The organism is Pseudomonas sp. NPDC089547 (genome assembly GCF_050280665.1).
Classification (GTDB): Bacteria; Pseudomonadota; Gammaproteobacteria; order Pseudomonadales; family Pseudomonadaceae; genus Aquipseudomonas.
The window spans coordinates 41,235-66,591 of record NZ_JBNNVS010000017.1 but is presented as its reverse complement, the minus strand read 5'-3'; the positions used below and the strand labels follow the sequence as shown (position 1 = coordinate 66,591).

The following is a 25,357-nucleotide window of genomic DNA, read 5'->3' as shown; positions in this document are numbered from 1 at the left end:
CGACGCAGAACCCGACACTACCACAGCCGGGCAAATACTCAAGCCCCTGCGCTTAGTGTGCCTTAGCCTGATCGCGCAGGGCCTGGGCCTCGCGGCAGATCTGCCGGCGCCGCTCGTCATCGGCCGACCGCCATTCGCGGATATGCTCCACATGCCGGTGGCAGCCGGTGCATACCCGCTGCTCGTCCAGCCGGCAAACGCTGATGCACGGCGATGGCACCGCAGGGCTGACATTGCTGTAGAGCGGCTTGGGCGGCCGGGGTTGCACACTGCTCATGTCAGATCTCGTCGAAGTCCAGCTTCTCGCCGGCCCGCTCCCAGACGATGCGCTCAAGCATTTCGCCCAGCAGTTCTTCGCTCTTCTCACACACCCACTTCTTGCTCTCTTCGTCGTAGTCGAAGTGGAAACCACCCGAACGGTCGGCCAGCCACAGTTGGCGCAGTGGCTCCTGGCGGCTGAAGATCAGCTGGGCGCCGCCTTCGAACTTGACGGTAAGGACACCGGCGGAGTTCTCCATGTCCAGGTCCATGCCGCTCTCGTCGAACAGGTCTTCCAGGGCCTGTTGGGTCGCGTCGACCAAGTCATGGAAACGCGCTTCACTCAAACTCATTGCAGGAACCTCGAAATTGGCTGCGTTACAGGCAAGCCGGGCAAGATACGGGCGCCGGGCGCCGAATGCAAAGGTTTAGCCGCTCCCCGCACCGGCCTCTTCGCGGCAAAGCCGCTCCCACAGGGATTGTGCAAGGGCCGAAGCCGGTGCAGTACCTGTGGGAGCGGCTTTAGCCGCGAAAGGGCCTTCGCAGGCGGTAAGCATAGCCCGCCCGGCGGACCGGCCCTTGCATAGGCAAGCCGCCGGTCGCTCGGTATACTCGGGCGCAATACTGCATTTTTCTAAGGATTTCACCCATGAAGCGCCTGATTTCCTCCTTCGCGGCGCTGGTCGCTGTTGCCTGCCTCGTTTCTGCCTGCGGCCAGAAAGGCCCGCTGTATCTGCCTGAAGACGGCGATAACGGTAAAGCGCACAAGGCGCACCAGCACCAGCCAAAAGCCAAGCCGGCCCCGGTACAAGAGCAGCAGCCCGAGCTGCAGACCGAGCCCGAGCAGTCGCCTGCGCAGTAAGGAAACCAGATGAACGCTTTCAACTACCGCGACGGTGAGCTGTTCGCGGAGGGCGTGGCCCTGTCGGCTATCGCCGAACAGTTCGGCACCCCGACCTACGTGTACTCGCGCGCCCACATCGAGGCCCAGTACCGCAGCTATACCGACGCCCTGCAAGGCACCGAGCACCTGGTGTGCTTCGCGGTCAAGGCCAACTCCAACCTGGGTGTGCTGAACGTATTGGCACGCCTTGGCGCAGGCTTCGACATTGTCTCCGGCGGTGAGCTGGAGCGCGTGCTGGCCGCTGGCGGGCGCGCCGACCGCGTGGTGTTCTCCGGCGTCGGCAAAACCCGCGAAGACATGCGCCGCGCCCTGGAAGTGGGTGTGCACTGCTTCAACGTCGAATCCAGCGACGAACTGGAGCGCCTGCAAGTCGTGGCCGCCGAGATGGGCAAGGTGGCCCCGGTGTCACTGCGGGTAAACCCGGACGTTGACGCGGGTACCCACCCCTACATCTCCACCGGCCTTAAAGAAAACAAGTTCGGCATCGCCATCGCCGACGCCGAGGCCATCTACGTGCGCGCCGCGCAGTTGCCGAACCTGGAAGTGGTCGGCGTCGACTGCCACATCGGCTCGCAGCTGACCACCGTCGAGCCATTCCTCGATGCTCTCGACCGCCTGCTGGACTTGGTCGACCGCCTCGCTGACTGCGGCATCCACCTGCGCCACCTGGACCTGGGTGGCGGCGTTGGCGTGCGCTACCGCGATGAAGAACCACCGCTGGTGGCCGATTACATCAAGGCCATCCGTGAGCGTGTAGGCAAGCGCGACCTGGCCCTGGTGTTCGAGCCAGGCCGCTACATCGTGGCCAACGCCGGCGTGCTGCTGACCCGCGTGGAATACCTCAAGCACACCGAACACAAAGACTTCGCCATCATCGATGCGGCCATGAACGACCTGATCCGCCCGGCCCTGTACCAGGCCTGGATGGGCGTGAGCGCGGTAACGCCCCGCGAGGGCGAAGGCCGTGCCTACGACCTGGTCGGCCCCATCTGCGAGACCGGCGACTTCCTGGGCAAGGACCGCGTGCTGAACCTGGCCGAAGGTGATCTGCTGGCCGTAGCGTCTGCGGGCGCCTATGGTTTTGTCATGAGCTCCAACTACAACACCCGTGGCCGTTGCGCTGAAATCCTGGTCGACGGCGACCAGGCGTTCGAAGTACGCCGCCGCGAGACCATCGCCGAACTGTACGCTGGCGAAAGCCTGCTGCCGGAGTAAGCCCATGCTGCTGCGTTTTACCAAGATGCATGGGCTGGGCAACGACTTCATGGTCCTCGACCTGGTCAGCCAGCACGCGCACATCCAGCCCAAGCACGCCAAGCAATGGGGTGACCGCCACACCGGCATCGGCTTCGACCAGTTGCTGATCGTCGAGGCGCCGAACAACCCCGAAGTGGACTTCCGCTACCGCATCTTCAACGCCGACGGCTCCGAAGTGGAGCAGTGCGGCAACGGTGCGCGCTGCTTCGCCCGCTTCGTGCTGGACAAACGCCTGACCGCGAAAAAGCGCATCCGCGTGGAAACCAAGAGCGGCATCATCGTGCTGGACGTGCAGAACGACGGCCAGGTGAGTGTCGACATGGGCCCACCGCGCTTCATCCCTGCCGATATCCCCTTCATCGCTGACGAGCAGGCGCTGAACTACCCCCTGGAAGTCGACGGCCAGCTGCATTCGGTTGCCGCCGTGTCCATGGGTAACCCGCATGCCGTGCTGCGCGTCGACGACGTGCATACTGCACCCGTGCATGAGCTGGGCCCGAAGATCGAAAACCACCCACGTTTCCCGCAGCGGGTGAACGCCGGCTTCCTCCAGGTCATCGACCGCCACCGCGCCAACCTGCGTGTGTGGGAACGCGGCGCGGGCGAAACCCAGGCCTGCGGCACCGGCGCCTGCGCCGCGGCCGTGGCAGCAATCAGCCAGGGCTGGATGGATTCCCCGGTATCCCTCGATCTGCCCGGTGGCCGCCTGCACATCGAATGGGCCGGCCCCGGCAAGCCCGTGGTGATGACCGGCCCGGCCGTACGCGTCTACGAAGGACAGGTTCGTCTCTAAGCGAGTAACCGCCATGACCGATCAGCCCCAGGTTGTACCCCAGCAGTCCGCCGAGCTCGATGCCGAAGCGGTGGTCGCCTACCTGCGCGCCCACCCCACCTTCTTCGCCGAGCACGACGAGCTGCTGCTTGAACAGCGCATCCCGCACCAGCGTGGCGACAGCGTGTCGCTGGTGGAGCGCCAGCTCAAGCTGCTGCGCGACCGCAACATCGAGATGCGCCATCGCCTGTCACAACTGATGGACGTGGCCCGCGACAACGACCGGCTGTTCGACAAGACCCGGCGGCTGATCCTCGACCTGCTCGATGCCGGCAGCCTGGAAGAGGTGGTGATAGCGGTCGAAGACAGCCTGCGCCAGGAGTTCCAGGTGCCCTTCGTCAGCCTGATCCTGTTCGGCGACAACGTCGCACCGGTCGGGCGCTGGGTCAGCAACACCGAGGCGCAACAAGCCATCGGTGCCCTGCTGGGTGGCGGCAAAACGGTCAGCGGCAACTTGCGCGAACACGAACTGGCCTTCCTGTTCGGTGAAGAACAACGCCGGGAAGTGGGCTCCAGCGCCGTGGCCACCCTTGAGTACCAAGGGCTGCATGGGGTATTGGCGATCGGCAGCCGCGACCCGCAACATTACAAGAGCAGCGTCGGCACCCTGTTCCTCGGCTACATTGCCGAAGTACTCGGCCGCGTTGTGCCACGCGTTACCCAGACCCTGCGCTCGGTGCGCTGATGAAACCCCAGCTGGAGGCTTATTGCGCTCACCTGCGCAACGAGCGCCAGGTGTCGGAGCACACCTTGCTGGGTTACCGTCGAGACCTGGACAAGGTCGTCGCCTACTGCGAGGAACACGGTATCGCCAGTTGGCAGGCGCTGCAGATCCAGCAGCTGCGCCAGTTGATCGCCCGCCTGCACCACCACGGCCAGTCCTCCCGTAGCCTGGCACGGCTGCTGTCGGCGGTGCGTGGCCTGTACCGTTACCTCGTCCGTGAAGGCCTGTGCCAACACGATCCGGCCAACGGCCTGAGTGCGCCCAAGGGTGAACGACGGCTGCCCAAGGTGCTGGATACCGACCGCGCCTTGCAGCTGCTCGATGGCGGCGTGGACGACGACTTCATCGCCCGCCGCGATCAGGCGATTCTGGAGCTGTTCTACTCGTCAGGCCTGCGCCTGTCCGAGCTGACCAACCTCGACCTCGATCACCTCGACATCGCCGCCGGCCTGGTGCAGGTGCTGGGCAAAGGCGGCAAGGCACGCGTGCTGCCGGTTGGCCGCAAGGCCCGCGAAGCGCTGCAGGCCTGGTACCGCTTGCGCGGCATCGGCAACCCGCGTGACCGTGCAGTGTTCATTACCCGCCAGGGCAACCGCATCAGCCCGCGGACCGTTCAGCAACGGGTAAAGGCTGCCGGTGAGCGCGAGCTGGGCCAGCACCTGCACCCACACATGCTTCGCCATTCCTTCGCCAGCCATGTGCTGGAATCGTCCCAGGACCTGCGCGCCGTGCAAGAGCTGCTCGGCCATGCCGACATCAGCACCACGCAGATCTACACCCACCTGGACTTCCAGCACCTGGCCGCGGTGTACGACAGCGCCCACCCCCGGGCCAAACGCAGCAAAGGCACAGACTCATGAGCATCAAGCTGATCACCTTCGACCTCGACGACACCCTGTGGGACACCGCGCCGGTCATTGCCAGCGCAGAAGTCGTGCTGCGCGACTGGCTCGAAGCCAACGCCCCGGTCCTGGGCGGCGTGCCGGTGGAGCACCTGTTCGCCATCCGCGAGCGCCTGGTAAAGGCCGAGCCCGGCCTCAAGCACCGCATCAGCGCCCTGCGCCGGCGCGTGCTGTTCCATGCCCTGGAAGAAGTCGGCTACAGCGAGAAACATGCGCAGGCGCTAGCCAACGAAGGCTTTGAAGTGTTCCTGCATGCCCGCCACCAGGTGGAGATCTTCCCCGAGGTACAGCCGGTGCTGGAGATCTTGCGCCATCACTACACCCTGGGTGTGGTCACCAATGGCAATGCCGACGTGAGCCGGCTTGGGCTGGCGGACTACTTCCGCTTTGCCCTGTGCGCCGAAGACCTCGGCATCGGCAAGCCGGACCCGGCCCCCTTCCTTGAAGCCCTGCGCCGCGGTGATGTGGACGCCAGCGCGGCGGTGCACATTGGTGACCACCCCGGCGACGACATTGCCGGCGCCCAGCGCGCAGGGTTGCGGGCGGTGTGGTTCAACCCGCAGGGCAAGCCCTGGGCGGGTGAACAGGCGCCGGATGCCGAGATCCAGCGCCTGTCGCAGTTGCCCGACGTACTCTCGCGCTGGCGCTGAAGTTTCAGCACTGCCTACGCGGTCCATTTGTAGGAGCGGCCTTGTGTCGCGAAAGGGCCGCGAAGCGGCCCCAGCAATTTATGCAGTGAAGCTGAAATCCCGGGGGTGCTACGCACCCCTTTCGCGACACAAGGCCGCTCCTACAAGGGACCGCGCAAACCTGACCGGCACAACAGGCACAAAAAAGCCCGCAGCGACGGCGGGCTTTTTTGCGTTCAGCCACTCAGATAGGGCGGCTGCCGTATTTGTTGTCCGGCTTCTTGGGCGGGTCGGCGACCACGTTGGCCTCGACTTCCTGCACCTTGCCACCGCGCGAAAGGAATTCTTCCATCGCCTTGGCCAGCGCATCACGCTCTTTCTGCTTGGCTTCCATGCTTGGCATCTCGTCTACCGAGACAGCCGCCTTGGATTTGCCCTTGGCAGCGGGTGCCGGGCTGCTGTCGTCGTCGCCAGCGTCTTCAGCGCCGTCGTCAGCTGCCGCTTCGAGGCCTTCATCACCCTCGTCTTCGTCGCCTACTTCGAGGTCGTCGTTTTCCAGATCGTCGTCGCTCATGTTCTACCTCATGACTTGCGAAAAGCAGGTTAGTTATAGACCAGTGCAGCCGTAGACCGGCAGCCACCAGTGAAAATTCAACTGGCCGTGGGTTAGGCCACTGCCCTTGGGTCGGCGCTCCTGATGGGAGGCGGCACCCAGCAGGCCCTGCTCCTGGCAGGACCTGACAAATCCATTAGCCCCTGCTGGCCACACGCTATTGGCAAGCCTAGCAAAGGCTGGAGAAGTGTGTGAACTACTCTTGAAACACCCCTCGGCGCGCATTCTAGCGCGCCCGTGGAAAAAGCAAAGCTCCATAAATGCCCCACGACTTGTAAGTTTTCTACCTACGTCGCGAACGTGCCGGATAAACCGTTTGCCGTGCGGGAAATGCTAAAAATCTGGCAAAAAAATGCCCGGCAAGCCGGGCAAATTTTTACAGCATCGCAGTTACAGGTTGTAGCCGCGTTCGTTGTGTTGAGCCAGGTCGAGGCCGACCGACTCTTCTTCTTCGTTGACCCGCAGCCCCATTACCACATCCAGCACCTTGAGGATCACGTAGGTGACGATGGCGGTGTAGACCACGGTGAAAATCACGCCTTTGGCCTGGATCCAGACCTGCATGCCGATGTCGGTGACGGCACCGAAGCCGCCCAGCGCCGGGGCTGCGAACACACCGGTAAGGATGGCACCGATGATGCCACCAACACCGTGCACGCCGAAGGCGTCCAGCGAGTCGTCATAGCCCAGCTTGCGCTTGAGGGTGGTGGCGCAGAAGTAGCAGATCACACCCGAGGCCAGGCCGATCACCAGCGCGCCCATCGGGCCCACGGTGCCTGCTGCCGGGGTAATGGCGACCAGGCCGGCAACCACACCCGAGGCAATGCCCAGGGCACTTGGCTTACCGTGGCCGATCCACTCGGCGAACATCCAGCCCAGGGCTGCTGCTGCGGTGGCGATCTGGGTGACCAGCATGGCCATGCCGGCAGTGCCGTTGGCGGCAGCCGCAGAACCTGCGTTGAAGCCGAACCAGCCGATCCACAGCATGGCTGCGCCCATCAGGGTGTAGCCCAGGTTGTGCGGGGCCATCGGGGTGGTCGGGTAGCCCTTGCGCTTGCCCAGCACCAGGCAGCAGACCAGGCCTGCGATACCGGCATTGATGTGCACCACGGTACCGCCTGCGAAGTCCAGTACGCCCCAGTCCCACATCAGTGCACCGTCACCGCTCCACACCATGTGCGCGATCGGCGCATACACCAGGGTGAACCAGATGCCCATGAACACCAGCATCGCGGAGAACTTCATGCGCTCGGCGAAGGCACCCACGATCAGCGCCGGGGTGATGATGGCGAAGGTCATCTGGAAGGTGATGAATACCGCTTCAGGGAACAGCGCGGTAGCCGACGTCAGGTTCTCGGGCGTAACGCCGCTGAGGAAGGCCTTGGAGAAGCCGCCGACGAAGGAATTGAAGTTGAGCACGCCCTTTTCCATACCGGTGGTATCGAAGGCCATGCTGTAGCCGTAGACGACCCAGAGAATGCTCATCAGGCCGGTGATTGCAAAGCACTGCATCATCACCGACAGCACGTTCTTGGAACGCACCATGCCGCCATAGAACAGGGCCAGGCCCGGGATAGTCATGAACAGCACCAGCGCCGTTGCGGTCAGCATCCAGGCGGTGTCGCCGGAGTTCAGCGCTGGGGCAGCTTCCTCTGCCAGGGCAAGCCCGGGCATTACGAGGGACAATAGGGCTCCTAGCCCTGCGATCTTACGCAGAGTCATGTTGTTTTCTCCTGGGGCGTTGGGTTTGGTGAGGCTTTTTTTGCTGCTTAGATCGCGTCGGTATCGGTTTCGCCGGTACGGATACGGATTGCCTGCTCCAGATTCACCACGAAAATCTTGCCGTCACCGATCTTGCCGGTGTTGGCTGCCTTGGTGATGGCTTCGATTACCCGATCAAGGTCCTTGTCATCGATGGCGACATCGATCTTCACCTTGGGCAGGAAATCGACCACATATTCAGCACCGCGATACAGCTCGGTGTGGCCCTTCTGCCGACCGAAGCCTTTCACTTCAGTGACGGTGATGCCCTGCACGCCGATTTCCGACAGCGACTCGCGCACGTCGTCCAGCTTGAACGGCTTGATGATGGCTGTGACTAGCTTCATGAAACTCTCTCCCGATTTGGTGGACTTGCCCCAGGAAAACAAACCCGTCTCAAGTCTAAGCGCAGCGCTTGGCTTTGTAACGCGTCGTCGGCATCCGGCTCCGCGTGCGCACTGCCTGGTCACAAGGAACCGCATCAGTGCATGGCTCGTAGAGGTCTTTGCAGAAACCTTGCCAGTTACGGCAAAACGCCAAAAAACAGTGAGTTATGCGAAATGCTCGGGATTGGCCAGTCGCCAGCATGGAAAACATGCACAGTTTCGGTGCGCAGCGACAGGGCGCATTGCGCGAAAAATGTGCAATCGGCCGAACCCTGAGTGGCTGGAATTGCCCGTGCTACACTGCCGGCCATTCTCAGTTTCATTGGACAGCCCCATGCTCGCGCCCAAAGCCCTTCTCGATGCCCTGAGCGACCAGGCCTCACGCCTGTTCAGCAACGATACCGCCCAGCCCCGCGCAGAACTCGAAAGCCAGTTCAAGGTGTTGATGCAAGGAGCCTTCAGCAAGCTGGACCTGGTCAGCCGTGACGAGTTCGACAGCCAGATGGTCGTACTGGCGCGCACCCGTGCACGCCTCGAGGCCCTGGAAAAACAAGTAGCCGAGCTGGAAGCACGACTGGCTCCCACGCAGGAATAACAATCGACACACGGAGCGTTTCCCCATGAAAGTCAGCGCACGCAATGTTTTCGAAGGCAAAGTCAGCAACGTTCAACCCGGTGCGGTCAATGCCGAAGTCGAACTGACCCTGGGTGGCGGCGAAAAACTGGTGGCAGTGGTCACCATGGCCAGCCTGCATAACCTCAACATCAATGTCGGCAAAGAGGCCGTGGCACTGGTGAAGGCGCCTTGGGTGGTGCTGCTGACCGACGCGGCCGGCTACAAGCTGTCGGCCCGGAACGCACTGGAAGGTGAAGTGGTACGGGTGGGTGATGGCGCAGTGAACGCCGAAGTGGTGCTCAAGCTGGCCGGGGGCACCGAAGTGTATGCCATCGTGACCCGCGAAGCCGTGCAGGAACTGGGCCTTGCTCCGGGCGTAAGAGCAACCGCGCTGATCAAGGCCTCGCACATCATCCTCGGCGCCAAGCCCTGAGCTTGAAGGTTAACCTGTGGGAGCGGGCATGCCCGCGAACACCGGCGCAGCCGGTGCCATCCACCGCGTTGCCCGCTCCCACAGAGCCTGCTAGCTCGCGCAGAGCTGTTTCGGCGGCAATTCGCTGGCATGCAAGGTGCCGCGAAACAGGGCTGCACCACACTGGGTAACCAGGGTTTTTACCCGATTGTGCGAGTTGAGAATTTCGGCCTGGATATCTTCGATGGCCGAATCCCCAGGCTGCAAGGTAACCGCACGATTGGCCCATTCGATGGCCGCAAACCGGCTCTGCTTGCGGGTGCCGCGCCCCTGCATCCAGGCCAGCCCCAGTTCGGCGCTGGCTCGGCCGGCGATCCACGGGTCGGGGTGCTCGACCAGGCTCGACAGGTAGGCGACCGCCTCTGCCCGTTCCTGCGCTTCGCCAAACTGGCGCAACAGTATCCCCAGGTGCAAGCGCGCACGCGCATTGGTCTGCGCATTACCCAACGCATCGACCAACAGGTGCCTGACGGCCAGCATGGCACTGCGCTCGCTCAAGTCCTCATCGCCACCCATGCGCAGGCAGGCCAGGTTGTACTTGGCCTGTCGGCTGCCCGCTTCCACCGCACGCTGCAACCAGTGCTCTGCCGCCTCGTCATCCAGATAGTGCCCCGGCGTGTTGTCCAGGCCGCCGCTGTGCAACTCGTACAGGCCAAGGGCAGCCCCCGACAGGTTCAGTTCGGCACAACGCTCATACAGGTAGCAGGCCACTTCATGCCGGTTGGCAACCCACAACAGCCGCGCCACCGCAAGCACCTCGAAGCCCGGTGCCTGGCCAGCGCGCTGGCGCGTGACCGCCGTCTGAGCCCATATCCTTGCATGCTCGGCCGAGCGTTGCAGCCCCCACAGGCCGAAGCGATGGCCGACAGCGCGCATTGCACAGGCGCCAGCATGCGAGCGGCCATCACACAGGCCCTCGATGGCGCTACGCAGTAGCTGCTGCTCATCTGCCATGCCATCGCGCAATACCAATTCAGCCAGACAACGAAATGGCACGCCCATGGCACGGATGGCGCCGTGATCGGCGTTGCACGCCAAGCTCGCAGCGAAGTCGCGCAGAGCGCCGGCGTGGTCTTGCAAGGCACTGCTGCGCAGCGCACCGCGCCAAGCCAGCACGATGGCGCTTTCCCTTGGCCTTAGCGGCCGTTTCAACCAGGCATCGAACAGCTGCTGCCAGTCGGCGACGGCCTGCAACTGGTCAGCGTGGGGCAGCTTCAGCCGTTCCTCGACGGCCATCCAGCGCAACGCATTGCGCAGCGTTTCGTCCCAGGCCTCGCACAACGGCCCATTGGCCAACAGTTCCAGCGCATCGAAGCTGGCGCCCCAATGGGGTAGCAGGTAAACGGCGAGGGCCTGAATCGCTTCAAAGCAGCCAGGGCGGGCAACCAGCGCATGGCGCAACCAGTAATAGCGGGGTGCTTCGTTTTCATGACCGGCCCGCCTGCTCAGGCACGTCGGCAACGCGTGTGGCAACTCGGCGAGGGGCTGCAGCCCATGCTTTACCAACAAAGGCGCCGCAGCCTCCTGCACTTCCACATCGGCATGGGCACTTGGCCTGTAGCGTGCGGGCTGCCCCTGGAACAGTTCGGCCAACCAGCCGGGCTCGCGAAACTGCGCGCTGATACGCAGCATGCCGATGGCCGCGGCCACGGGCTGGGCAGAGCGCTCCATGGCGCGCAGCAGGTGGGCAGTGGCACGTTCGCAAATCTGCTCGACGGCCAGCGAGCGTGCAGCACTGCGTTGGCCGCCGCCCTGTACCTGACACGCCCGGTGGAAGCAGTGCAGGCCCATCACCACCTGCGGATGGTAGGCCTTGGGGCAGGCATCGATCCAGGCTTTGAGTACCTGGCTCAGGGCCCTGTCGCCCTGGCAATCCGGGTCGACCAGCAGGTGCCCTTCAATGGCCATCATGTAGGCGGGAAACTCGCCAGGCGGGGCCTGGTGCCATTGCGCCTGGAGGCTATCGAAAAAACGGGTGAGTTCAACGAATGAATTGGCCTGCACCAGTTCGCGGATGACCTGGCGCGTGCGGGCGAGCGTTTGCACGGAGCAATACCTCAAGTCCATTTGAAAGAAGACGCTGTGCCATTCCATGGCAACGGCAGTGGCCCGATAACACTAAGCCATGGCGAGCACATGCGCAAAGTCAATTGGATCCATTTTTGCCGATTTGCGTGGAAAAGCAGGGGAATACCCTGCCCTGAAAAACCCCGACGCATACTTGTTGCGCCTACCTTGCCCGCGCTGGCTATCCTTGGCCTGCCGCAGGAAGCGGCCCTTTTCAGCGACAACGGAGCGTCCATGTCCCTAGCCCTCGTCCATAGCCGCGCCCAGGTAGGCGTACAGGCACCGGCAGTCAGCGTTGAAACCCACCTGGCCAATGGCTTGCCCCACCTCACCCTGGTCGGCCTGCCGGAAACCACGGTCAAGGAAAGCAAGGACCGGGTGCGCAGTGCCATCGTCAACTCCGGGCTGAACTACCCGCAGCGGCGCATTACCCAGAACCTCGCCCCCGCCGACCTGCCCAAGGATGGCGGCCGTTATGACCTGGCCATTGCCTTGGGCATCCTTGCCGCCGACGGCCAAGTGCCCATGGCCACCCTCACCGAGGTCGAATGCCTGGGCGAACTGGCGCTGTCTGGCAAGCTGCGCCCGGTACAGGGGGTGTTGCCTGCAGCACTGGCGGCGCGCGAGGCAGGCCGAGCGCTGGTGGTGCCGCGGGAAAATGCCGAGGAAGCCAGCCTGGCAGGCGGGCTGGTGGTTTATGCGGTGGGGCACCTGCTGGAGCTGGTCGCCCACCTGAATGGCCAGGTACCGCTGCCGCCGTACGCTGCCAATGGCTTGATCCTGCATCAACGCCCGTACCCGGACCTGAGCGAGGTGCAAGGCCAACTGGCAGCCAAGCGGGCCTTGTTGCTGGCAGCGGCCGGAGCACACAACCTGTTGTTCACTGGCCCCCCGGGCACCGGGAAGACCTTGCTCGCCAGCCGCCTGCCCGGGCTGCTGCCACCACTGGACGAACAAGAAGCGCTGGAGGTGGCGGCCATCCAGTCAGTCAGCGGGCATGCACCCTTGAACAGCTGGCCGCAGCGGCCTTTTCGCCACCCTCACCATTCCGCCTCCGGCCCGGCGCTGGTCGGGGGCAGCAGCCGGCCGCAACCGGGCGAAATCACACTGGCCCACCATGGCGTACTGTTCCTCGATGAGCTGCCCGAGTTCGAACGGCGCGTGCTGGAAGTACTGCGCGAGCCGCTGGAGTCGGGCGAGATCGTGATTGCGCGGGCTCGCGACAAGGTGCGCTTCCCGGCACGCTTTCAGCTGGTGGCGGCCATGAACCCCTGCCCCTGTGGCTACCTTGGCGACCCCACGGGCCGCTGCCGGTGCAGCACCGAGCAGATCGCACGCTACCGCAACAAGCTGTCCGGGCCCTTGCTGGACCGGATCGACCTGCACCTGACCGTGGCCCGTGAGAGCACCACGCTGAACAACCAGCCCTGCGGCGAGACCAGTGCCGATGTGGCAGCGCGGGTGGCTGAGGCACGGGAACTGCAACACCGGCGGCAAGGGTGCGCGAATGCGTTTCTCAACCTGGAGGGGTTGCGCCGCCATTGCCCATTGGCCCCGGCGGACCAGGCCTGGCTGGAGGGTGCCTGCGAGCGGCTGACCTTGTCATTGAGGGCAGCGCACCGGTTGTTGAAGGTGGCGCGGACGCTGGCGGACCTGGAAGGTTGTGAGGCCATTGGCCGACCACATCTGGCCGAGGCCCTGCAGTACCGGCCTGGGAGCAGTTAGATTGCGGGGGCTGCCTTGCAGCCCATCGCGACGCAAGGCCGCTCCTACAAAGAACGCGATCGCCTGTAGGAGCGGCCTTGCGTCGCGATGGGCCGCAAAGCGGCCCCAAAATCCATCAGGCAGCCTTGATCTGCCGGATAAGCGCAGACAGTGAATATGATCCCGGCCCAGTCAACGCCAACCCGCCATAAAGCGCCACCAGCAACCAGGCGAACTGCCCCTGCTCCAGCGTCCAGTCCGGATGCACCACCACCAGCGCCACCAACAACACTGCCAGCACCGGCAGGCAAGCCAGGCGCGCGGCAACACCCAACAGCAGCAACAGCGGGCAAACTACCTCGGCAAAAACCGCCACCCCCAAGGTCAGCGGCGCGCCTAGCCCGAATGGGTCTTCGATGCGCTGCAATTCACCGCTCCAGTCCAGCAGCTTCGGTAGCCCGTGGATACACAGCAGCAGCACAGTTGCCATCACCCGCATGAACAGCAGGCCGGTGGCAGTCAGGTTTGGGGATTGCGTGTCGAGGAAAGTTTTCAGGCGGGGCATGGCAAGGGGCTCACTAATCGGTCAACCCGGCGAGCATTGCCCAGCAGCAAACAGATTGATTGCGCAGGCGTGCTGAATTTGCTGTCAATGCTACTGGCCTCTTCGCGGCGGTTCGACGCCTCGATAAACCCGCTGCTATTTTTAAGACTTGCGCAGGACCTGTGGGAGCGGGCATGCCCGCGAAGAATCCAGCGCGGTGCATGGCACCGGCTGCGCCGGTGTTCGCGGGCTTGCCCGCTCCCACAGGGTCCCTGCTGAATCAGTAAGTGATGTGCAGTTCCATTGAGAGCGGGTTTGCAAGCGAAAGGGCCAGCACAGGCCGCACATCACTGCCGGCCAGCCAAAGCCTCCTCAACCCCCCTCAACAGCACCTCTTCAGAAAAGGGCTTGCCCAGGCAGGCCAGTGCGCCGAGGCTCATCGCAGCATGCACTGCGTCGTCATCCCAATGCGCCGACATGCAGATCACCGGTATCAGCCACCGCTGCCGCGCCAGTTCACGTAGCACCGCCAACCCACTCACGCCCGGCATCTTCAGGTCGAGCAGCACACAGCCGGCCTGCCGCGCCAGCTCCGACGCCAGGAACACATCCCCGGCTGCGAACGACAACGTCTCGAACCCGGCCGAACGCAGCAGGTTGGCCAGGCTTTTGCGCACCGAAGCATCGTCGTCGACGATGCATACCCATCTGCTCATGCGCCGCCCAGGCCCTCTGACCGCGCCCCGATAACAGTGTGCATGGCCACCAACTCCACCAGCGAGCGGGACTGCATCTTGTTCATGATGTTCTTCTTGTGCACCTTGGTGGTCACCTCGCTGGTGCCGATCTGCCTGGCGATCTGCTTGTGCGACAAGCCGTCAACCACCAGCGAAAACACCTGCCGCTCACGCTGGGTCAGGCGCTGGTACTTTTCCTCAACCTGCCGCGCATGGCGCCATTTGCGGCCATCCGCCACTGCCCGCGTACGCACGGCCTGCAGCAGCGTCAGCAACTGGTCTTCATCGAATGGCTTGGTCAGGAACTCCACGGCACCGGCACGCATGGCTTGTACCGTCATCGGGATAGTGCCAAAGCCGGTCATGAACACGATGGGCCAGGGCAGCGCCAGGCGGCGCAGGGCGGCCTGTACCTCCAGGCCGGTGGTATCGGGCAGGTGCATGTCCAGCAGCAGGCAGGCGTAGGGGGTTTCCAGGCGCGTTGCGAACAATGCTTCGGCACTGGCAAACAACTGATGCGGGATATCCTGCGAGCGCAGAAGGCGGCCCAACGCCGTGCGCACCGAGGGGTCGTCGTCCACCACCAGCACCGGCACGTTCGTGCTGTCGTCCAAGGGCTCAAGGCTTTCGGCCATGGCGCACAGCGGCGAGGGGCCCAGGCAAGGGACATCAAGGCTGATCTCGGCAGCCAGGCGGTAACCCCGGCGTGGCACGGTCTGTATCAGGCCCCGGTCACCAAAGGCCTTGCGCAGCAACGACACCTGCACCTGCAGGTTGTTGTCCTCGACCACCGTACCGGCCCATACCTGGCTGAACAGCTCGTCCTTGCCGACCACCCGGCCCTTGGCCTTGATCAGCGTGGCCAGCACCTCGAATGCGCGGCCGCCCAGCGGGATCGGCTTGCCGTCGAGAAACACTTCCCGCCGCTCCAGCGACACCTGGGCATTGCCTATTCGGATCATGGCTTCCTCGCACGGGCACGGGCGTTTGCGCAGCCCCGGGCAGCCTAGGCCAGCGCACGCGTTGAAACAATTATCCCGAGGGATAGGTTGCCCTGAGGACTATACAAAAGCCCGCCAGCCACCAGGGTACGATAACGGACAACGGTGTGCCCGTTCCTGCCAACCAGCCTGTAACCCGCATCCTCACTGGGCCCGCTGCGTATACTCGCGCCTCTGGATGTCGCTAGCGGGGGTGCTTTATGCTCGATGAACGCCTTGCCCACAGGCCCATCGATTTCGACCAGTCGGCCGACGAGGGCTGGCTGAACCGGTGTGACATCAGCGCGCTGGGCCAGGAAGGCGAACTCAGCTACTTCCGCCTGCGCGACCCTGCCACTGACCAGGCCTGGATCGCCGTGCGCGCGCCGCTCGAAGCCCCCGCTGCCTGCCAGCGCCTGGAACGCGACTACCGTCTGCGACTGGACCCGCAGTGGGCGGTGATCCCCTCGGCGTTCGTACGTTCGGCCGAAGGCCCGCTGCTGGTGTACCCGGCCGGCCACTCCATCGCCGACCTGATCGCCGAAGGCCCCGCTAGCCTCGCGCCATTTCTCGACATCGCGGTCAACGCGGCCAATGCCCTGGCCCTGGCCCACGAACACAATGTGCTGCATGGCGCGCTGCAGCCCGAGCATGTGTGCCTGTACGCCAACCAGCGGGTGCGGATAGGCTTCTTTCGCGCCGACCCCGCCGAACAGATCAGCGAACAGGGCACCCCACTCGGTAACTGGTCGTACCTGGCGCCTGAGCAGGTCTGCCCGCATGGCAGCAACACTGACCGGCGCAGTGACGTCTATGCCTTGGGTGCGATCCTGTACCAGTTGCTGCTAGGCGAACTGCCTCTGGCCGGGCGCGACACTCAGCACTGGCGCCAGCTGCATGCCGGCGTGCAACCACGGGCGGCCTGCGAAGTGGACAACAACGTGCCGCAGCCGCTCAGCCGGGTGCTGGCCAAAGCCCTGGCCAAGGAGCCCGACGCCCGCTACCAGAGCGCCCATGCCCTGGCAGTAGACCTTGCCCACTGCCAACGGCAATGGGCGGGCAACAAGGCCATGCAAGCCTTCGAGCCAGGCTGCGCCGACCCCGCCGCCCCCAGCCGCGTTCGCCTGTACGGGCGCAGTGCCGAGCAAAAGGCCATCGCCTTGCTGCTCAAGGGGTTGCGCCGCGACAGCAAGCCCCAGGCACTGCTCATCAACGGCGCCGCTGGCATGGGCAAATCGAGCCTCGTACAGGCTGCACTCAAGGCCAGCGCCGAAGGCTACTGGGCCGTCGGCAAGTGCAACAGCCTGGCCCAGGCCGTGCCTTATGCACCCTGGGTCGAAATCCTTGGCGCGCTTACCACCCAACTGCTGGCCAAGAACAGCCAGGACCTCGACACGCTGCGGCGGGAAATTTTGCGCCGCATCAAAGGTTACGGCCGGCTGCTAGGCAAGCTTGCGCCACAACTGCAACTGATCCTCGGCCCCTTGCCCGACCTGCCGGCAAAGCCCACACGGCTGATATTGCAGAAAGAGCTACGGGCCGTAGTCGAATTTCTTCAGGTATTCAGCCGCCCGGGGCGCCCGTTGGTGCTGTTCCTTGATGACATGCAATGGGCTGACGACACCACGCAGAGCCTGTTGGAGCGACTGCTCGCCCAATCGCCCGACAATTTGCTGCTGATCATTGCCCGGCGCAACGATGCGCAAACCGGCGGCCCTGCGCTGGCCATGCCCGCCAGTGTCCGCACCACTACCCTGAACCTGCGTCCGCTGGCCGTTGCTGCCGTGACCGAGCTGATCAGCGAGCGCTACCACGTCAGCCCCGACCAGGCATTGCCGGTGGCCGAGCTGGTGCATGACAAGACCGCGGGCAACCCGTTCTTCATCAACCAGATCCTCAGGGCCATGGTCGAAGACCAGTTGTTCACATTCGACACCCAGGCCATGCGTTGGTCGTGGTGCCTGAAAGCCGTGGCGCGGCACCGCTATTCCGACAACGTCGCCGACCTGATGATCCACCGCCTGGCCCGCCTGCCAGCCCCCCAGCGCGATGTGATGCGGGTCGCCAGCGCGGCGGGCAACCGCTGTGACGAGCGCGTCCTACGCCAGGTGCTGGGCGCACCACCGGACGATGCGCTGAGGGCCTTGGTTGCCGCGGGCTTCCTGCTGCAAACCCAGAAAGGCCTGGCTTTTGCCCATGGCCGAGTGATGGAGGCCGCTTACGAACTCACGCCCGTGCGCAACCGCACCCAGCTGCACGCGCAGATTGCCTTGGCCCTTTACCAGGCGTGGCAAGAGGACTTGCACGAGGTGACATTTGACGTTGCCAATCAACTGCAAAGCGCCGCGCCATGCGGGTTTGCAACGGATGACTGCGAACTGTTCCTGCCACTGTTACATGAAGCCGCAGTGCGCGCGCGCGACAGCGGCGCCGTAGAGCAGGCCGCAGACTACCTGGAGACTGCCGAGCACCTGCTGAGCCAGTGTGAAACGCTTGAAAGCCATGTCACACAAGGGTTTGCCATGAGTTACATGGCGGCAGAATGTGCCATGCAACTGTCGCGCATGGCCGAGGCCGAAGCCTGGGTGATTACCAGCCGCCAGCGCGCATGCACGGTACTGGACCAGGCACGGGTGTGCAGGTTGCAGGCGCGCCTGCACACCTTGCACTGCGATTACCAGGCGGCCATCACTACCGCCCTGGCCGGCCTCGACCTGCTGGGCATCCGCCTGCCCCCCGGCATTGACAGCCAGAAAGTCGAGGCCTGCTACGCCAATGTTCAGACGCTGATCGAGCAGAAAGGCCGCCACTGCCTGGAGTCTTTGCCACGCACCGACTCCGAAGAAGCGGCCATTGCGGTAGGGCTGCTGGCAACGCTGTCTTCATCGTTTTATGTGCGGGACGACATTTGCTTCCTGCACCTGGCAAAGCTCGTGGAGCTGTCGCTGTTGCAGGGTGTCGCGCCGGGCAGCACCTATGGCCTGGCCTGGTTCGGGGTGATGATCGCCGAGCGCTTCGGCGCTTACCACGATGGCCATGCCTTTTGCCTGGCCGCGCTGAAGCTGATCGAGCGGCACGGTTTCGAGGCCGACCTTACCAGCGCGCTGCTGGCCCTGGATCAGGTCAGCGCCTGGACCTCGCCGATGGAGGTCGCCCGCCGCACCGCGCTGGAGGCCGTCGACTCGGCGCGCCTGAGCGGCGACCTGGCGATGAGCTGCCATGCCTGCAACCACCTGGTTTCCGACTCGCTGTTCATGGGCCGCTACCTCCCGGATGTGGCCGGCGAAGTGGCACAGGGCCTTGCCACCGTACGCAGCCATGGCTACAGCGATGTCGAACAGATCCTGCTGGCCCAGCGGGCATTCATCGCCAACCTGAGCGGCGCACCCGGCCCGGCGGCCGTGACAACCCCGGTGAACTCGCCCATCACACTGTTCTTCTGGCATCTGTTCAGCGGCATGAGCGCGTTCTACCTGGGCGATATCCCGCAGGCCATGCGCAACCTGAGCCAGGCCGGTGACAACGCCTGGGCGGTACCCGCGCACATCAACCTGGCCGATTACCATCTGTCCTGCGGCCTGGCCCTGGGCAGCCCGGAGGCCACCGGCAGCCTGGCCGGCAAGCTGACCGAACTGCACGCGCTGCGCGAGCGTTTCGGCCACTGGGCCAGCTTCAACCCCGCCACTTTCCGCAACAAGTTGCTGCTGATCGAAGGCGTCATCGCCAAGCTTGAAGGCGACGGCCTGGCCGCTATCCGCTGTTTCGACCAGGCGCAGATCGCCGCTGCGGCTGCCGGCTTCATCCACGAACAGGCGCTGGCCCACGAACAGCTGGCCGAGGTGTGCATCCCCAGCGGTCTTATCTCCGGGGCCAACCTGCACCTGCGCATTGCCCGCGACTGTTTCCATCTGTGGGGCGCCACCGGCAAAGTGCATCAGCTGGAGGCTTTGCACCCCTTCTTGCGCACCCAGCCCATCCAGGAAACCTGCCACGCCAACCAGCAGGCCAAGCTGGACCTGGAGGCCGGCATAGAAGCGGCGCGCGCATTGTCTGAAGAAGTGCTGCTCGAAGGGCTGATCGAAACCCTGATGGGCCATTTGACCCAGCATTCCGGTGCCGACCATGGCGCCCTGTTGATCGTCAGTGGTGCTGAATTCCAGATGGCCGCCCTCGCCTACATCGACGATGCAGGGCTGCACGTGAGCATGGACAACTGCCAGAAGTTCATGACCCAGGCGCCGCTTTCAGTCATCAACGCCACCATGCGAACCCGCAAGCCGCTGGTGCTCAACGACGCCCAAAGCGATTGCCCCGAAGCCTTCCGCCACGAGCTGCAGGCGCGCAACGCCCGTTCGGTGCTGTGCCTGCCGCTGGTGATCCAGGGTGTGCTGATCGGCCTGGTGTACCTGGAAAACCGCCTGGTGCCCAACCTGTTTGGCAGCCAGCGCCTGGCCATGCTGGAAATCCTCGCCTCGCAGGCAGCGGTATCGCTGCAAACCGCCAAGTTCTATACGCGCTTGGCCGAAGACAACCAGAGCCGCGCACAGATGGAGGCCGAACTGCGCCGCTCCCGTGCGGAGCTGGCGCGCAGTGCACACCTGCAAGTGATGAACGAGCTGTCGGCGTCCATCGCCCACGAGATCAGCCAGCCACTGCTGGGCATCACCTCCAACGCCGCCGCCAGCCTGCGCTGGTTGAAGCGCGCCAAGCCCGACCTGGAAGAGGCAATTGCCGGCCTGGAAGACATCCGCAACGACAGCGAACGTGCGGCCAATATCGTGCGCGCACTGCGTTCGCTGGCCAAGCAATCGCCGATGCAGCTCAAGGCCGTAAAGCTGGACGAACTCATCCGCGAGGTCGTGCGCCTGACCTCGGCCGATGCCGCCAAGGGCACGGTGGACGTGCAGACACGGTTGCAAGCTGGGGTGAGCGTGATGGCCGACCCGGTGCAGTTGCAGCAACTGGTGTTCAACCTGATTACCAATGGGCTGGAGGCGCTGGCGGGGTATCGCAACGACGGCGTACTACGGATTGCTTCGGCAGTGGTCGGGGATGCGGTGGAAATCTGCGTGGACGACAACGGGCCGGGGATTGCGCCTGAGGAGCGGGAGCATGTGTTTGGGGCGTTCTACACCACCAAGCGCAGTGGGATGGGCATGGGGTTGGCCATTTGCAGTTCGGTGGTGCAAGCCCATGGCGGGCAGTTGCATGCGCTGGTTTCAGAGCTGGGTGGGTGCCGGATTCGTTTCACCCTGCCTCTGAATATTTCATAGCCTGTTCTGGCCCCTTCGCGGGCTTGCCCGCTCCCACAGGGATTGCACAAGCCTGACAGGCACCGCTGTAACTGTGGGAGCGGGCAAGCCCGCGAAGAGGCCAGAACAGGTTTACATCAACGCGAGGTCAACGCCGCATAGCTGTTCATCAGGTTGCGGTAGTTGGGAATACGCTGCGACAGCAGGTTACCCAACCCTTCAATATCGTTGCGCCAGTCACGGTGCAGCTCACAGGCCACAGAGAACCAGTTCATCATCTGCGCGCCAGCCTGGGTCATGCGCACCCACGCCGCCTGCTGCACGGTTTCGTTGAAGGTACCCGAGGCATCGGTCACCACGAACACTTCAAAGCCTTCAGCCAGCGCCGACAAGGTCGGGAATGCCACGCACACATCGGTCACCACACCAGCAATGATCAGCTGCTTGCGGCCGGTGGCCTTGATTGCCTTGACGAAGTCTTCGTTGTCCCAGGCGTTGATCTGGCCTGGGCGGGCAATGTAGGGCGCATCCGGGAACATTTCTTTCAGCTCGGGCACCAGCGGGCCGTTCGGGCCTTGCTCGAAGCTGGTGGTGAGAATGGTCGGCAGGCCGAAGAACTTGGCCAGGTCACCCAGGGCCAGCACATTGTTCTTGAACTCGTTGGGCGAAAAGTCCTGCACCAGCGAGATCAGGCCAGTCTGGTGATCCACCAGAAGAACCACGGCGTCGTCTTTGTTCAGGCGCTTGTAATCGGGTTGGCTCATGGGGTGACTCCTTGGGTTGGGAAAACGGGCCGGCACTGTCCGCAAGGGGCTATACCGGTGGGTAGATTCTGCTTAAGGAATGGCCTGCGCCTGGCGCCAGGCCTTGGGTGGCTGGCCAACCAGGCGGCTGAAGGCGCGGGTGAAATGGGCCTGGTCGCAAAAGCCGCACTCCAGGCTCACGTGGGTGATCGGTGCTTCGGTGGCAAGCAGGCGCTTGGCCTTTTCCATGCGTGCCAGCAGGCGCCAGGCCTGGGGTGAAAGGCCGGTGTTGACCTTGAAGGCACGGGAGAAATGGCTGCGGGTGAGGTTGCACACGCTGGCGATCTCGATGATCGACAGCGAGCTGCGCAGCATCAGTTCCTTGGCCTGGCGCAGCCGCGCGGGCGTCAGCGCGCCGGGGGTTTGCAGCGGCTCTTGGGGGGTGCCGGAATGCATGGCGACTCTCCTGTTGAATGCAGAAAGTCTCGCCCCCGGCACATGACAAAGTCCTGAGCCAAACCTGAATTGTTCTTAATTGTGCGCAGCGGTATACCGTAAGATGCACGCTGTACTCAGCTACCGAGCGAAGAAGCATGCAGGTAACCGCTCACCGCACCGTGGCCATGGTGCTGTTCAACGATGTGCTGTTGCTGGACGTCACTGGCCCCATGGATGCATTCGCCATCGCCAACCGGTTCTTGCCTGCCGAGCGGCAATACCGGCTGCTTACCCTGGCCGAAGGGCAGGCTGCGGTGCGCGGCTCATGTGGGCTGAAAGTGGTGGCTGACCTGCGCCTGAAGGATTTGCCGGAGGCCGTCGACCTGTTGCTGGTGCCCGGCGGCCCTGGCGCGTATGACATTGCCGTGCCAGCGCTGGAGCGCTGGTTGCCGCAGGCGGTGCGCAGTGCCAGGCGCTTTGGTGCCATCTGCACCGGGGTGTTCCTGCTGGGCCGGGCCGGGCTGCTGGACGGCTACCGCTGCACCACCCACTGGAACTACGTGGAGCGCCTGGCGCGAGCGTTTCCCGAGGCCAAGGTCGAGACCGAACAGATTTACGTGATCGACCGCTGCTTGATCACCTCGGGCGGGATTACGGCGGGTATCGACCTGGCACTGGCGGTGGTGGCCGAAGACCACGGCAAGGCGCTGGCCCTGGAAGTGGCCAAGGTGCTGCTGGTCGCCCGCCATCGCCAAGGTGGGCAGACGCCCTACGGGCCGTTGCTGGCGGCGGTGCCGCGTGATGATTCGCCGATTGCCCGGGTGCAGGCGTACATCGTGGACCATATCGAGCAGGCGTTCACCGTGCAGAAAATGGCCGACCTGGTGGCCATGAGCGGGCGTAATTTCGCCCGCACGTTTCAGCGTGAGGTGGGGATTACACCGCTGCAGTACTTGCAGAACGCGCGCATCGATCGGGCGCGCAAGCTGCTCGAATGCGGCGACCTGCCCTTGAAGGTGGTGGCGGCGCAGTGCGGGTTTGGCAGTGACCGGCATATGAGGAAGGTGTTCTGTGAGCGGATCGGCATGACCCCGGCGCAGTATCGGGCGCAGTTTGGCGGGGTCTGAGAGTTCCGCGCCGAGCACAGGCCCCTGTAGGAGCGGCCTTGTGTCGCGAAAGGGCCGCAGAGCGGCCCAAGGATCTTGAGGCTGGCCTGAGATTTTGGGGCTGCTATGCAGCCCTTTCGCGACACAAGGCCGCTCCTACAACTGAACGCAGCTCGCAGCTACTGTCTCTTTTTTCAGGACAATCTTACTTTCCAACAGCAGATTGTCTAACGCCACCCCGCCCCCCAGAATTGTCGGCCAAACTGTTCAAACGCTGCCCCGGCAGCTCATGGAGTACGAGCCAATGCCACACGAAGGCAGCCTTCTGCAAACCGCGGTGATCTTCCTGCTCGCCGCTGTCCTCGCCGTACCGCTGGCCAAACGCCTGCAACTGGGTGCCGTGCTCGGTTACCTGTTGGCCGGCGTGGTCATCGGCCCGCAAGCGCTGGGCCTGATCCGCGACACCGAGAGCGTGGCGCACATTTCCGAGCTGGGCGTGGTGCTGCTGCTGTTCATCATCGGCCTGGAACTGTCACCCAAGCGCCTGTGGCTGATGCGCAAATCAGTGTTCGGTGTCGGCACCGCCCAGGTGCTACTGACCGGTGCACTGATCGGCGCCATTGCCCTGTTCGGCTTCAGCCAGTCACTACCGGCAGCCATCGTGCTCGGCCTGGGCCTGGCGCTGTCGTCCACCGCCCTTGGCCTGCAGAGCCTGGCCGAGAGCAAGCAATTGAACGCCCCGCACGGCCGCCTGGCCTTTGCCATCCTGCTGTTCCAGGACATCGCCGCCATCCCGCTGATTGCCCTGGTGCCGTTGTTGGCCGCCAGTGGCCCGGACACCAGCCACGGTGACAGCCTGCAACACGGCCTGAAGGTATTTGGCAGCATTGCCGTGGTCATCATCGGCGGCCGCTACCTGTTGCGCCCGGTATTCCGTACCGTGGCCCGCACCGGCCTGCCAGAAGTGTCCACCGCCACCGCATTGCTGGTGGTGATCGGCACCGCCTGGCTGATGGAAGAAGCCGGTGTGTCCATGGCCTTGGGCGCCTTCCTCGCCGGCCTGCTGCTGGCCGACTCGGAGTATCGGCATGAGCTGGAGTCGCAGATCGAACCGTTCAAGGGCCTGCTGCTGGGGCTGTTCTTCATCAGCGTCGGCATGGGCGCCAACCTGCGCCTGCTGCTGGAAATGCCGCTGGTGCTGCTGGGCCTGACCTTGCTGCTGGTGGCGGTAAAGCTGGTGCTTTTGATTGGCGTCGGCCGCCTGGCCGGTGGCCTGAACAGCGCCAGCGCCCTTCGTTTGGGCATGGTGCTGGCCGCCGGGGGTGAGTTCGCCTTCGTGGTGTTCAAGCTGGGCAAGGACCAAGGGCTGTTCGACACCCAGACCTACGACCTGTTGCTGATGACCATTACCCTGTCGATGGCCATCACCCCGCTGCTGATGATTGGCTGCGCCCGCGCCCTGAAACGCCCGCAGCCTGTGCGGGAAGTGCCCGAGCAGTACAAGCAGATCCAGGCTGATACGCCGCGGGTGGTGATCGTGGGCATGGGCCGCATGGGCCAGATCGTCGCGCGCATCCTGCGGGCGCAGAAAATCCCGTTCATTGCCCTGGAAACCTCGGTAGACACCATCGAGATGACCCGCATGTTCGAGCAGGTGCCAGTGTTCTACGGCGACCCGCTGCGCCCGGAAGTGCTGCATGCGGCCAAGGTGGGTGAAGCGGAGTATTTCATCATCACCATCGATCACCCTGAAGCGGCCATTCACACCGCTGAACGGGTGAAGCGCCTGTACCCGCACCTGAAAGTGCTGGCCCGGGCACGTAACCGCCAGCATGTGCACAAGTTGGCGGATGTGGGTGCAGAGCCAATTCGCGAGACGTTCTACTCCAGCCTGGAGATGACCCGCCGCGCGCTGGTGGGGTTGGGCTTGAGCGATGAACAGGCGGCGGACCGGATTGCACGGTTCACCCAGCATGATGAGGAGGTGCTAGTGGCCCAGGGGCAGGTGCGTGATGACCGGGCCAAGGTGATGCAGACGGCCAAGGAGGCGCGGGTGGAGTTGGAGCGGTTGTTTGATTCGGATGCGGATTGAAGATCGGCGCATCAATTGGGGAAGGCTTAGGCTAGAGCCCGTCAGTTAACAGATTGGGGCTGCTATGCAGCCCTTCGCGGGCACGCCCGCTCCCACAAGTACTGTGCCGCCTGCCAGGTTTGCGCGATTCCTGTGGGAGCGGGCGTGCCCGCGAAGGGCCGCGTAGCGGCCCCAACACACCGGATTCTCAGCAGCGTCCTACGTCTTTCCGGGCCGTTTCTTACATGTGCACATAGCCTGAAGAATTATCCTACACACCGTGTCGACGGCCGTCTGATTGTCCGGGGAAGGCCTGCTCTCTAGGCTGACCGGGTCGCTGGCGGTTCAGCGATCGGGTGTG

General features: G+C 63.9%; 23 protein-coding genes. 12 read left to right on the top strand and 11 right to left on the bottom strand.

Annotated features, from left to right (window positions below):
• Positions 1-52: 52 nt before the first annotated feature.
• Positions 53-277 (bottom strand): DUF1289 domain-containing protein, encoded by a 225-nt coding sequence (locus tag ACQKPZ_RS14155; RefSeq protein ID WP_391130660.1) that lies wholly within the window; start codon positions 275-277, stop codon positions 53-55.
• Between the two features lies 1 nt (position 278).
• Entirely contained in the window at positions 279-611 is a 333-nt protein-coding gene (gene cyaY / locus ACQKPZ_RS14150) for an iron donor protein CyaY (RefSeq protein ID WP_012274777.1), read from the bottom strand.
• Between the two features lie 296 nt (positions 612-907).
• Here cyaY and lptM point away from each other — a divergent pair, with 296 nt between their 5' ends.
• From lptM to ACQKPZ_RS14120, 6 genes are read left to right on the top strand one after another with little or no spacing between them, the layout of a single operon-like run.
• Positions 908-1,120: an LPS translocon maturation chaperone LptM gene (gene lptM, locus ACQKPZ_RS14145; RefSeq protein WP_391130663.1), complete on the top strand. Its 213-nt coding sequence runs from the start codon at positions 908-910 to the stop codon at positions 1,118-1,120.
• Between the two features lie 9 nt (positions 1,121-1,129).
• Positions 1,130-2,377 (top strand): diaminopimelate decarboxylase, encoded by a 1,248-nt coding sequence (gene lysA, locus ACQKPZ_RS14140; protein WP_391130666.1) that lies wholly within the window; start codon positions 1,130-1,132, stop codon positions 2,375-2,377.
• Between the two features lie 4 nt (positions 2,378-2,381).
• Positions 2,382-3,212 (top strand): diaminopimelate epimerase, encoded by an 831-nt coding sequence (gene dapF, locus ACQKPZ_RS14135; protein WP_391130669.1) that lies wholly within the window; start codon positions 2,382-2,384, stop codon positions 3,210-3,212.
• Positions 3,213-3,225: 13 nt separating this feature from the next.
• Positions 3,226-3,936 (top strand): DUF484 family protein, encoded by a 711-nt coding sequence (locus ACQKPZ_RS14130; protein WP_427539016.1) that lies wholly within the window; start codon positions 3,226-3,228, stop codon positions 3,934-3,936.
• Entirely contained in the window at positions 3,936-4,835 is a 900-nt protein-coding gene (xerC, locus tag ACQKPZ_RS14125; RefSeq protein WP_427539013.1) for a tyrosine recombinase XerC, read from the top strand. The genes ACQKPZ_RS14130 and xerC overlap by 1 nt, the downstream gene beginning before the upstream one ends.
• The gene (locus ACQKPZ_RS14120; protein ID WP_427539010.1) at positions 4,832-5,527 is read left to right on the top strand and encodes an HAD family hydrolase; all 696 of its coding nucleotides are present in this window, start codon (positions 4,832-4,834) and stop codon (positions 5,525-5,527) included. The genes xerC and ACQKPZ_RS14120 overlap by 4 nt, the downstream gene beginning before the upstream one ends.
• Before the next feature lie 223 nt (positions 5,528-5,750).
• Here the strand turns inward: ACQKPZ_RS14120 and sutA are convergent, their stop codons facing one another.
• The 3 genes from sutA to glnK form a co-directional block, all read right to left on the bottom strand.
• Positions 5,751-6,080, bottom strand: coding sequence for a transcriptional regulator SutA (gene sutA / locus ACQKPZ_RS14115; protein ID WP_201207493.1), 330 nt, complete (start codon positions 6,078-6,080; stop codon positions 5,751-5,753).
• 429 nt (positions 6,081-6,509) lie between these two features.
• Complete coding sequence (locus ACQKPZ_RS14110; protein ID WP_391130681.1) at positions 6,510-7,841, bottom strand: ammonium transporter; 1,332 nt, start codon at positions 7,839-7,841, stop codon at positions 6,510-6,512.
• A 47-nt stretch (positions 7,842-7,888) separates the two neighbouring features.
• Positions 7,889-8,227, bottom strand: a complete 339-nt coding sequence (gene glnK / locus ACQKPZ_RS14105; RefSeq protein WP_002555808.1) for a P-II family nitrogen regulator — start codon at positions 8,225-8,227, stop codon at positions 7,889-7,891.
• A gap of 373 nt (positions 8,228-8,600) precedes the next feature.
• Between glnK and ACQKPZ_RS14100 the strand changes: the two genes are divergently transcribed.
• Positions 8,601-8,861, top strand: a complete 261-nt coding sequence (locus tag ACQKPZ_RS14100) for an accessory factor UbiK family protein (RefSeq protein WP_391130684.1) — start codon at positions 8,601-8,603, stop codon at positions 8,859-8,861.
• A gap of 25 nt (positions 8,862-8,886) precedes the next feature.
• On the top strand, positions 8,887-9,315 hold the full coding sequence (locus ACQKPZ_RS14095) for a TOBE domain-containing protein (protein ID WP_427539007.1): 429 nt from the start codon (positions 8,887-8,889) through the stop codon (positions 9,313-9,315).
• A gap of 90 nt (positions 9,316-9,405) precedes the next feature.
• Here the strand turns inward: ACQKPZ_RS14095 and ACQKPZ_RS14090 are convergent, their stop codons facing one another.
• Positions 9,406-11,400 (bottom strand): DUF4034 domain-containing protein, encoded by a 1,995-nt coding sequence (locus ACQKPZ_RS14090; protein ID WP_427539004.1) that lies wholly within the window; start codon positions 11,398-11,400, stop codon positions 9,406-9,408.
• Between the two features lie 255 nt (positions 11,401-11,655).
• On the opposite strand from ACQKPZ_RS14090, the gene ACQKPZ_RS14085 reads away from it, so the two are divergent.
• Positions 11,656-13,146, top strand: coding sequence for a YifB family Mg chelatase-like AAA ATPase (locus ACQKPZ_RS14085; protein ID WP_427539002.1), 1,491 nt, complete (start codon positions 11,656-11,658; stop codon positions 13,144-13,146).
• 115 nt (positions 13,147-13,261) lie between these two features.
• Here the strand turns inward: ACQKPZ_RS14085 and ACQKPZ_RS14080 are convergent, their stop codons facing one another.
• The 3 genes from ACQKPZ_RS14080 to ACQKPZ_RS14070 all read right to left on the bottom strand — a co-directional run bounded on the left by ACQKPZ_RS14080 (position 13,262) and on the right by ACQKPZ_RS14070 (position 15,368).
• Positions 13,262-13,690, bottom strand: a complete 429-nt coding sequence (locus tag ACQKPZ_RS14080) for a DoxX family protein (RefSeq protein ID WP_427538999.1) — start codon at positions 13,688-13,690, stop codon at positions 13,262-13,264.
• 326 nt (positions 13,691-14,016) lie between these two features.
• On the bottom strand, positions 14,017-14,385 hold the full coding sequence (locus ACQKPZ_RS14075; protein WP_427538996.1) for a response regulator transcription factor: 369 nt from the start codon (positions 14,383-14,385) through the stop codon (positions 14,017-14,019).
• Entirely contained in the window at positions 14,382-15,368 is a 987-nt protein-coding gene (locus tag ACQKPZ_RS14070; RefSeq protein WP_427538993.1) for a response regulator, read from the bottom strand. The genes ACQKPZ_RS14075 and ACQKPZ_RS14070 overlap by 4 nt, the downstream gene beginning before the upstream one ends.
• Before the next feature lie 239 nt (positions 15,369-15,607).
• Here ACQKPZ_RS14070 and ACQKPZ_RS14065 point away from each other — a divergent pair, with 239 nt between their 5' ends.
• Positions 15,608-20,659 carry a trifunctional serine/threonine-protein kinase/ATP-binding protein/sensor histidine kinase gene (locus ACQKPZ_RS14065; protein WP_427538989.1) on the top strand — a complete coding sequence of 1,684 codons (5,052 nt, stop codon included), beginning with the start codon at positions 15,608-15,610 and terminating at the stop codon, positions 20,657-20,659.
• Positions 20,660-20,775: 116 nt separating this feature from the next.
• Here the strand turns inward: ACQKPZ_RS14065 and ycaC are convergent, their stop codons facing one another.
• Complete coding sequence (ycaC, locus tag ACQKPZ_RS14060) at positions 20,776-21,402, bottom strand: isochorismate family cysteine hydrolase YcaC (RefSeq protein WP_060498171.1); 627 nt, start codon at positions 21,400-21,402, stop codon at positions 20,776-20,778.
• Between the two features lie 72 nt (positions 21,403-21,474).
• Positions 21,475-21,837, bottom strand: a complete 363-nt coding sequence (locus ACQKPZ_RS14055) for a helix-turn-helix domain-containing protein (RefSeq protein ID WP_391130708.1) — start codon at positions 21,835-21,837, stop codon at positions 21,475-21,477.
• Between the two features lie 137 nt (positions 21,838-21,974).
• On the opposite strand from ACQKPZ_RS14055, the gene ACQKPZ_RS14050 reads away from it, so the two are divergent.
• Positions 21,975-22,946, top strand: a complete 972-nt coding sequence (locus ACQKPZ_RS14050; RefSeq protein WP_427538986.1) for a GlxA family transcriptional regulator — start codon at positions 21,975-21,977, stop codon at positions 22,944-22,946.
• 283 nt (positions 22,947-23,229) lie between these two features.
• Positions 23,230-25,017, top strand: a complete 1,788-nt coding sequence (locus ACQKPZ_RS14045; RefSeq protein ID WP_427538983.1) for a monovalent cation:proton antiporter-2 (CPA2) family protein — start codon at positions 23,230-23,232, stop codon at positions 25,015-25,017.
• The last annotated feature ends 340 nt before the right edge of the window (positions 25,018-25,357 follow it).

Excerpts from the sequence above, each read along its gene's own strand:
- ACQKPZ_RS14120 (WP_427539010.1), top strand. The coding sequence starts at position 4,832 with ATGAGCATCAAGCTGATCACCTTCGACCTCGACGACACCCTGTGGGAC.
- ACQKPZ_RS14100 (WP_391130684.1), top strand. The coding sequence starts at position 8,601 with ATGCTCGCGCCCAAAGCCCTTCTCGATGCCCTGAGCGACCAGGCCTCA.
- ACQKPZ_RS14045 (WP_427538983.1), top strand. The coding sequence starts at position 23,230 with ATGCCACACGAAGGCAGCCTTCTGCAAACCGCGGTGATCTTCCTGCTC.
- ACQKPZ_RS14075 (WP_427538996.1), bottom strand. The coding sequence starts at position 14,385 with ATGAGCAGATGGGTATGCATCGTCGACGACGATGCTTCGGTGCGCAAA.
- dapF (WP_391130669.1), top strand. The coding sequence starts at position 2,382 with ATGCTGCTGCGTTTTACCAAGATGCATGGGCTGGGCAACGACTTCATG.
- ycaC (WP_060498171.1), bottom strand. The coding sequence starts at position 21,402 with ATGAGCCAACCCGATTACAAGCGCCTGAACAAAGACGACGCCGTGGTT.
- sutA (WP_201207493.1), bottom strand. The coding sequence starts at position 6,080 with ATGAGCGACGACGATCTGGAAAACGACGACCTCGAAGTAGGCGACGAA.
- lptM (WP_391130663.1), top strand. The coding sequence starts at position 908 with ATGAAGCGCCTGATTTCCTCCTTCGCGGCGCTGGTCGCTGTTGCCTGC.
- ACQKPZ_RS14055 (WP_391130708.1), bottom strand. The coding sequence starts at position 21,837 with ATGCATTCCGGCACCCCCCAAGAGCCGCTGCAAACCCCCGGCGCGCTG.
- ACQKPZ_RS14130 (WP_427539016.1), top strand. The coding sequence starts at position 3,226 with ATGACCGATCAGCCCCAGGTTGTACCCCAGCAGTCCGCCGAGCTCGAT.
- ACQKPZ_RS14065 (WP_427538989.1), top strand. The coding sequence starts at position 15,608 with ATGCTCGATGAACGCCTTGCCCACAGGCCCATCGATTTCGACCAGTCG.
- ACQKPZ_RS14085 (WP_427539002.1), top strand. The coding sequence starts at position 11,656 with ATGTCCCTAGCCCTCGTCCATAGCCGCGCCCAGGTAGGCGTACAGGCA.
- glnK (WP_002555808.1), bottom strand. The coding sequence starts at position 8,227 with ATGAAGCTAGTCACAGCCATCATCAAGCCGTTCAAGCTGGACGACGTG.
- ACQKPZ_RS14050 (WP_427538986.1), top strand. The coding sequence starts at position 21,975 with ATGCAGGTAACCGCTCACCGCACCGTGGCCATGGTGCTGTTCAACGAT.
- ACQKPZ_RS14070 (WP_427538993.1), bottom strand. The coding sequence starts at position 15,368 with ATGATCCGAATAGGCAATGCCCAGGTGTCGCTGGAGCGGCGGGAAGTG.
- lysA (WP_391130666.1), top strand. The coding sequence starts at position 1,130 with ATGAACGCTTTCAACTACCGCGACGGTGAGCTGTTCGCGGAGGGCGTG.
- ACQKPZ_RS14110 (WP_391130681.1), bottom strand. The coding sequence starts at position 7,841 with ATGACTCTGCGTAAGATCGCAGGGCTAGGAGCCCTATTGTCCCTCGTA.
- ACQKPZ_RS14155 (WP_391130660.1), bottom strand. The coding sequence starts at position 277 with ATGAGCAGTGTGCAACCCCGGCCGCCCAAGCCGCTCTACAGCAATGTC.
- xerC (WP_427539013.1), top strand. The coding sequence starts at position 3,936 with ATGAAACCCCAGCTGGAGGCTTATTGCGCTCACCTGCGCAACGAGCGC.
- ACQKPZ_RS14095 (WP_427539007.1), top strand. The coding sequence starts at position 8,887 with ATGAAAGTCAGCGCACGCAATGTTTTCGAAGGCAAAGTCAGCAACGTT.
- cyaY (WP_012274777.1), bottom strand. The coding sequence starts at position 611 with ATGAGTTTGAGTGAAGCGCGTTTCCATGACTTGGTCGACGCGACCCAA.
- ACQKPZ_RS14080 (WP_427538999.1), bottom strand. The coding sequence starts at position 13,690 with ATGCCCCGCCTGAAAACTTTCCTCGACACGCAATCCCCAAACCTGACT.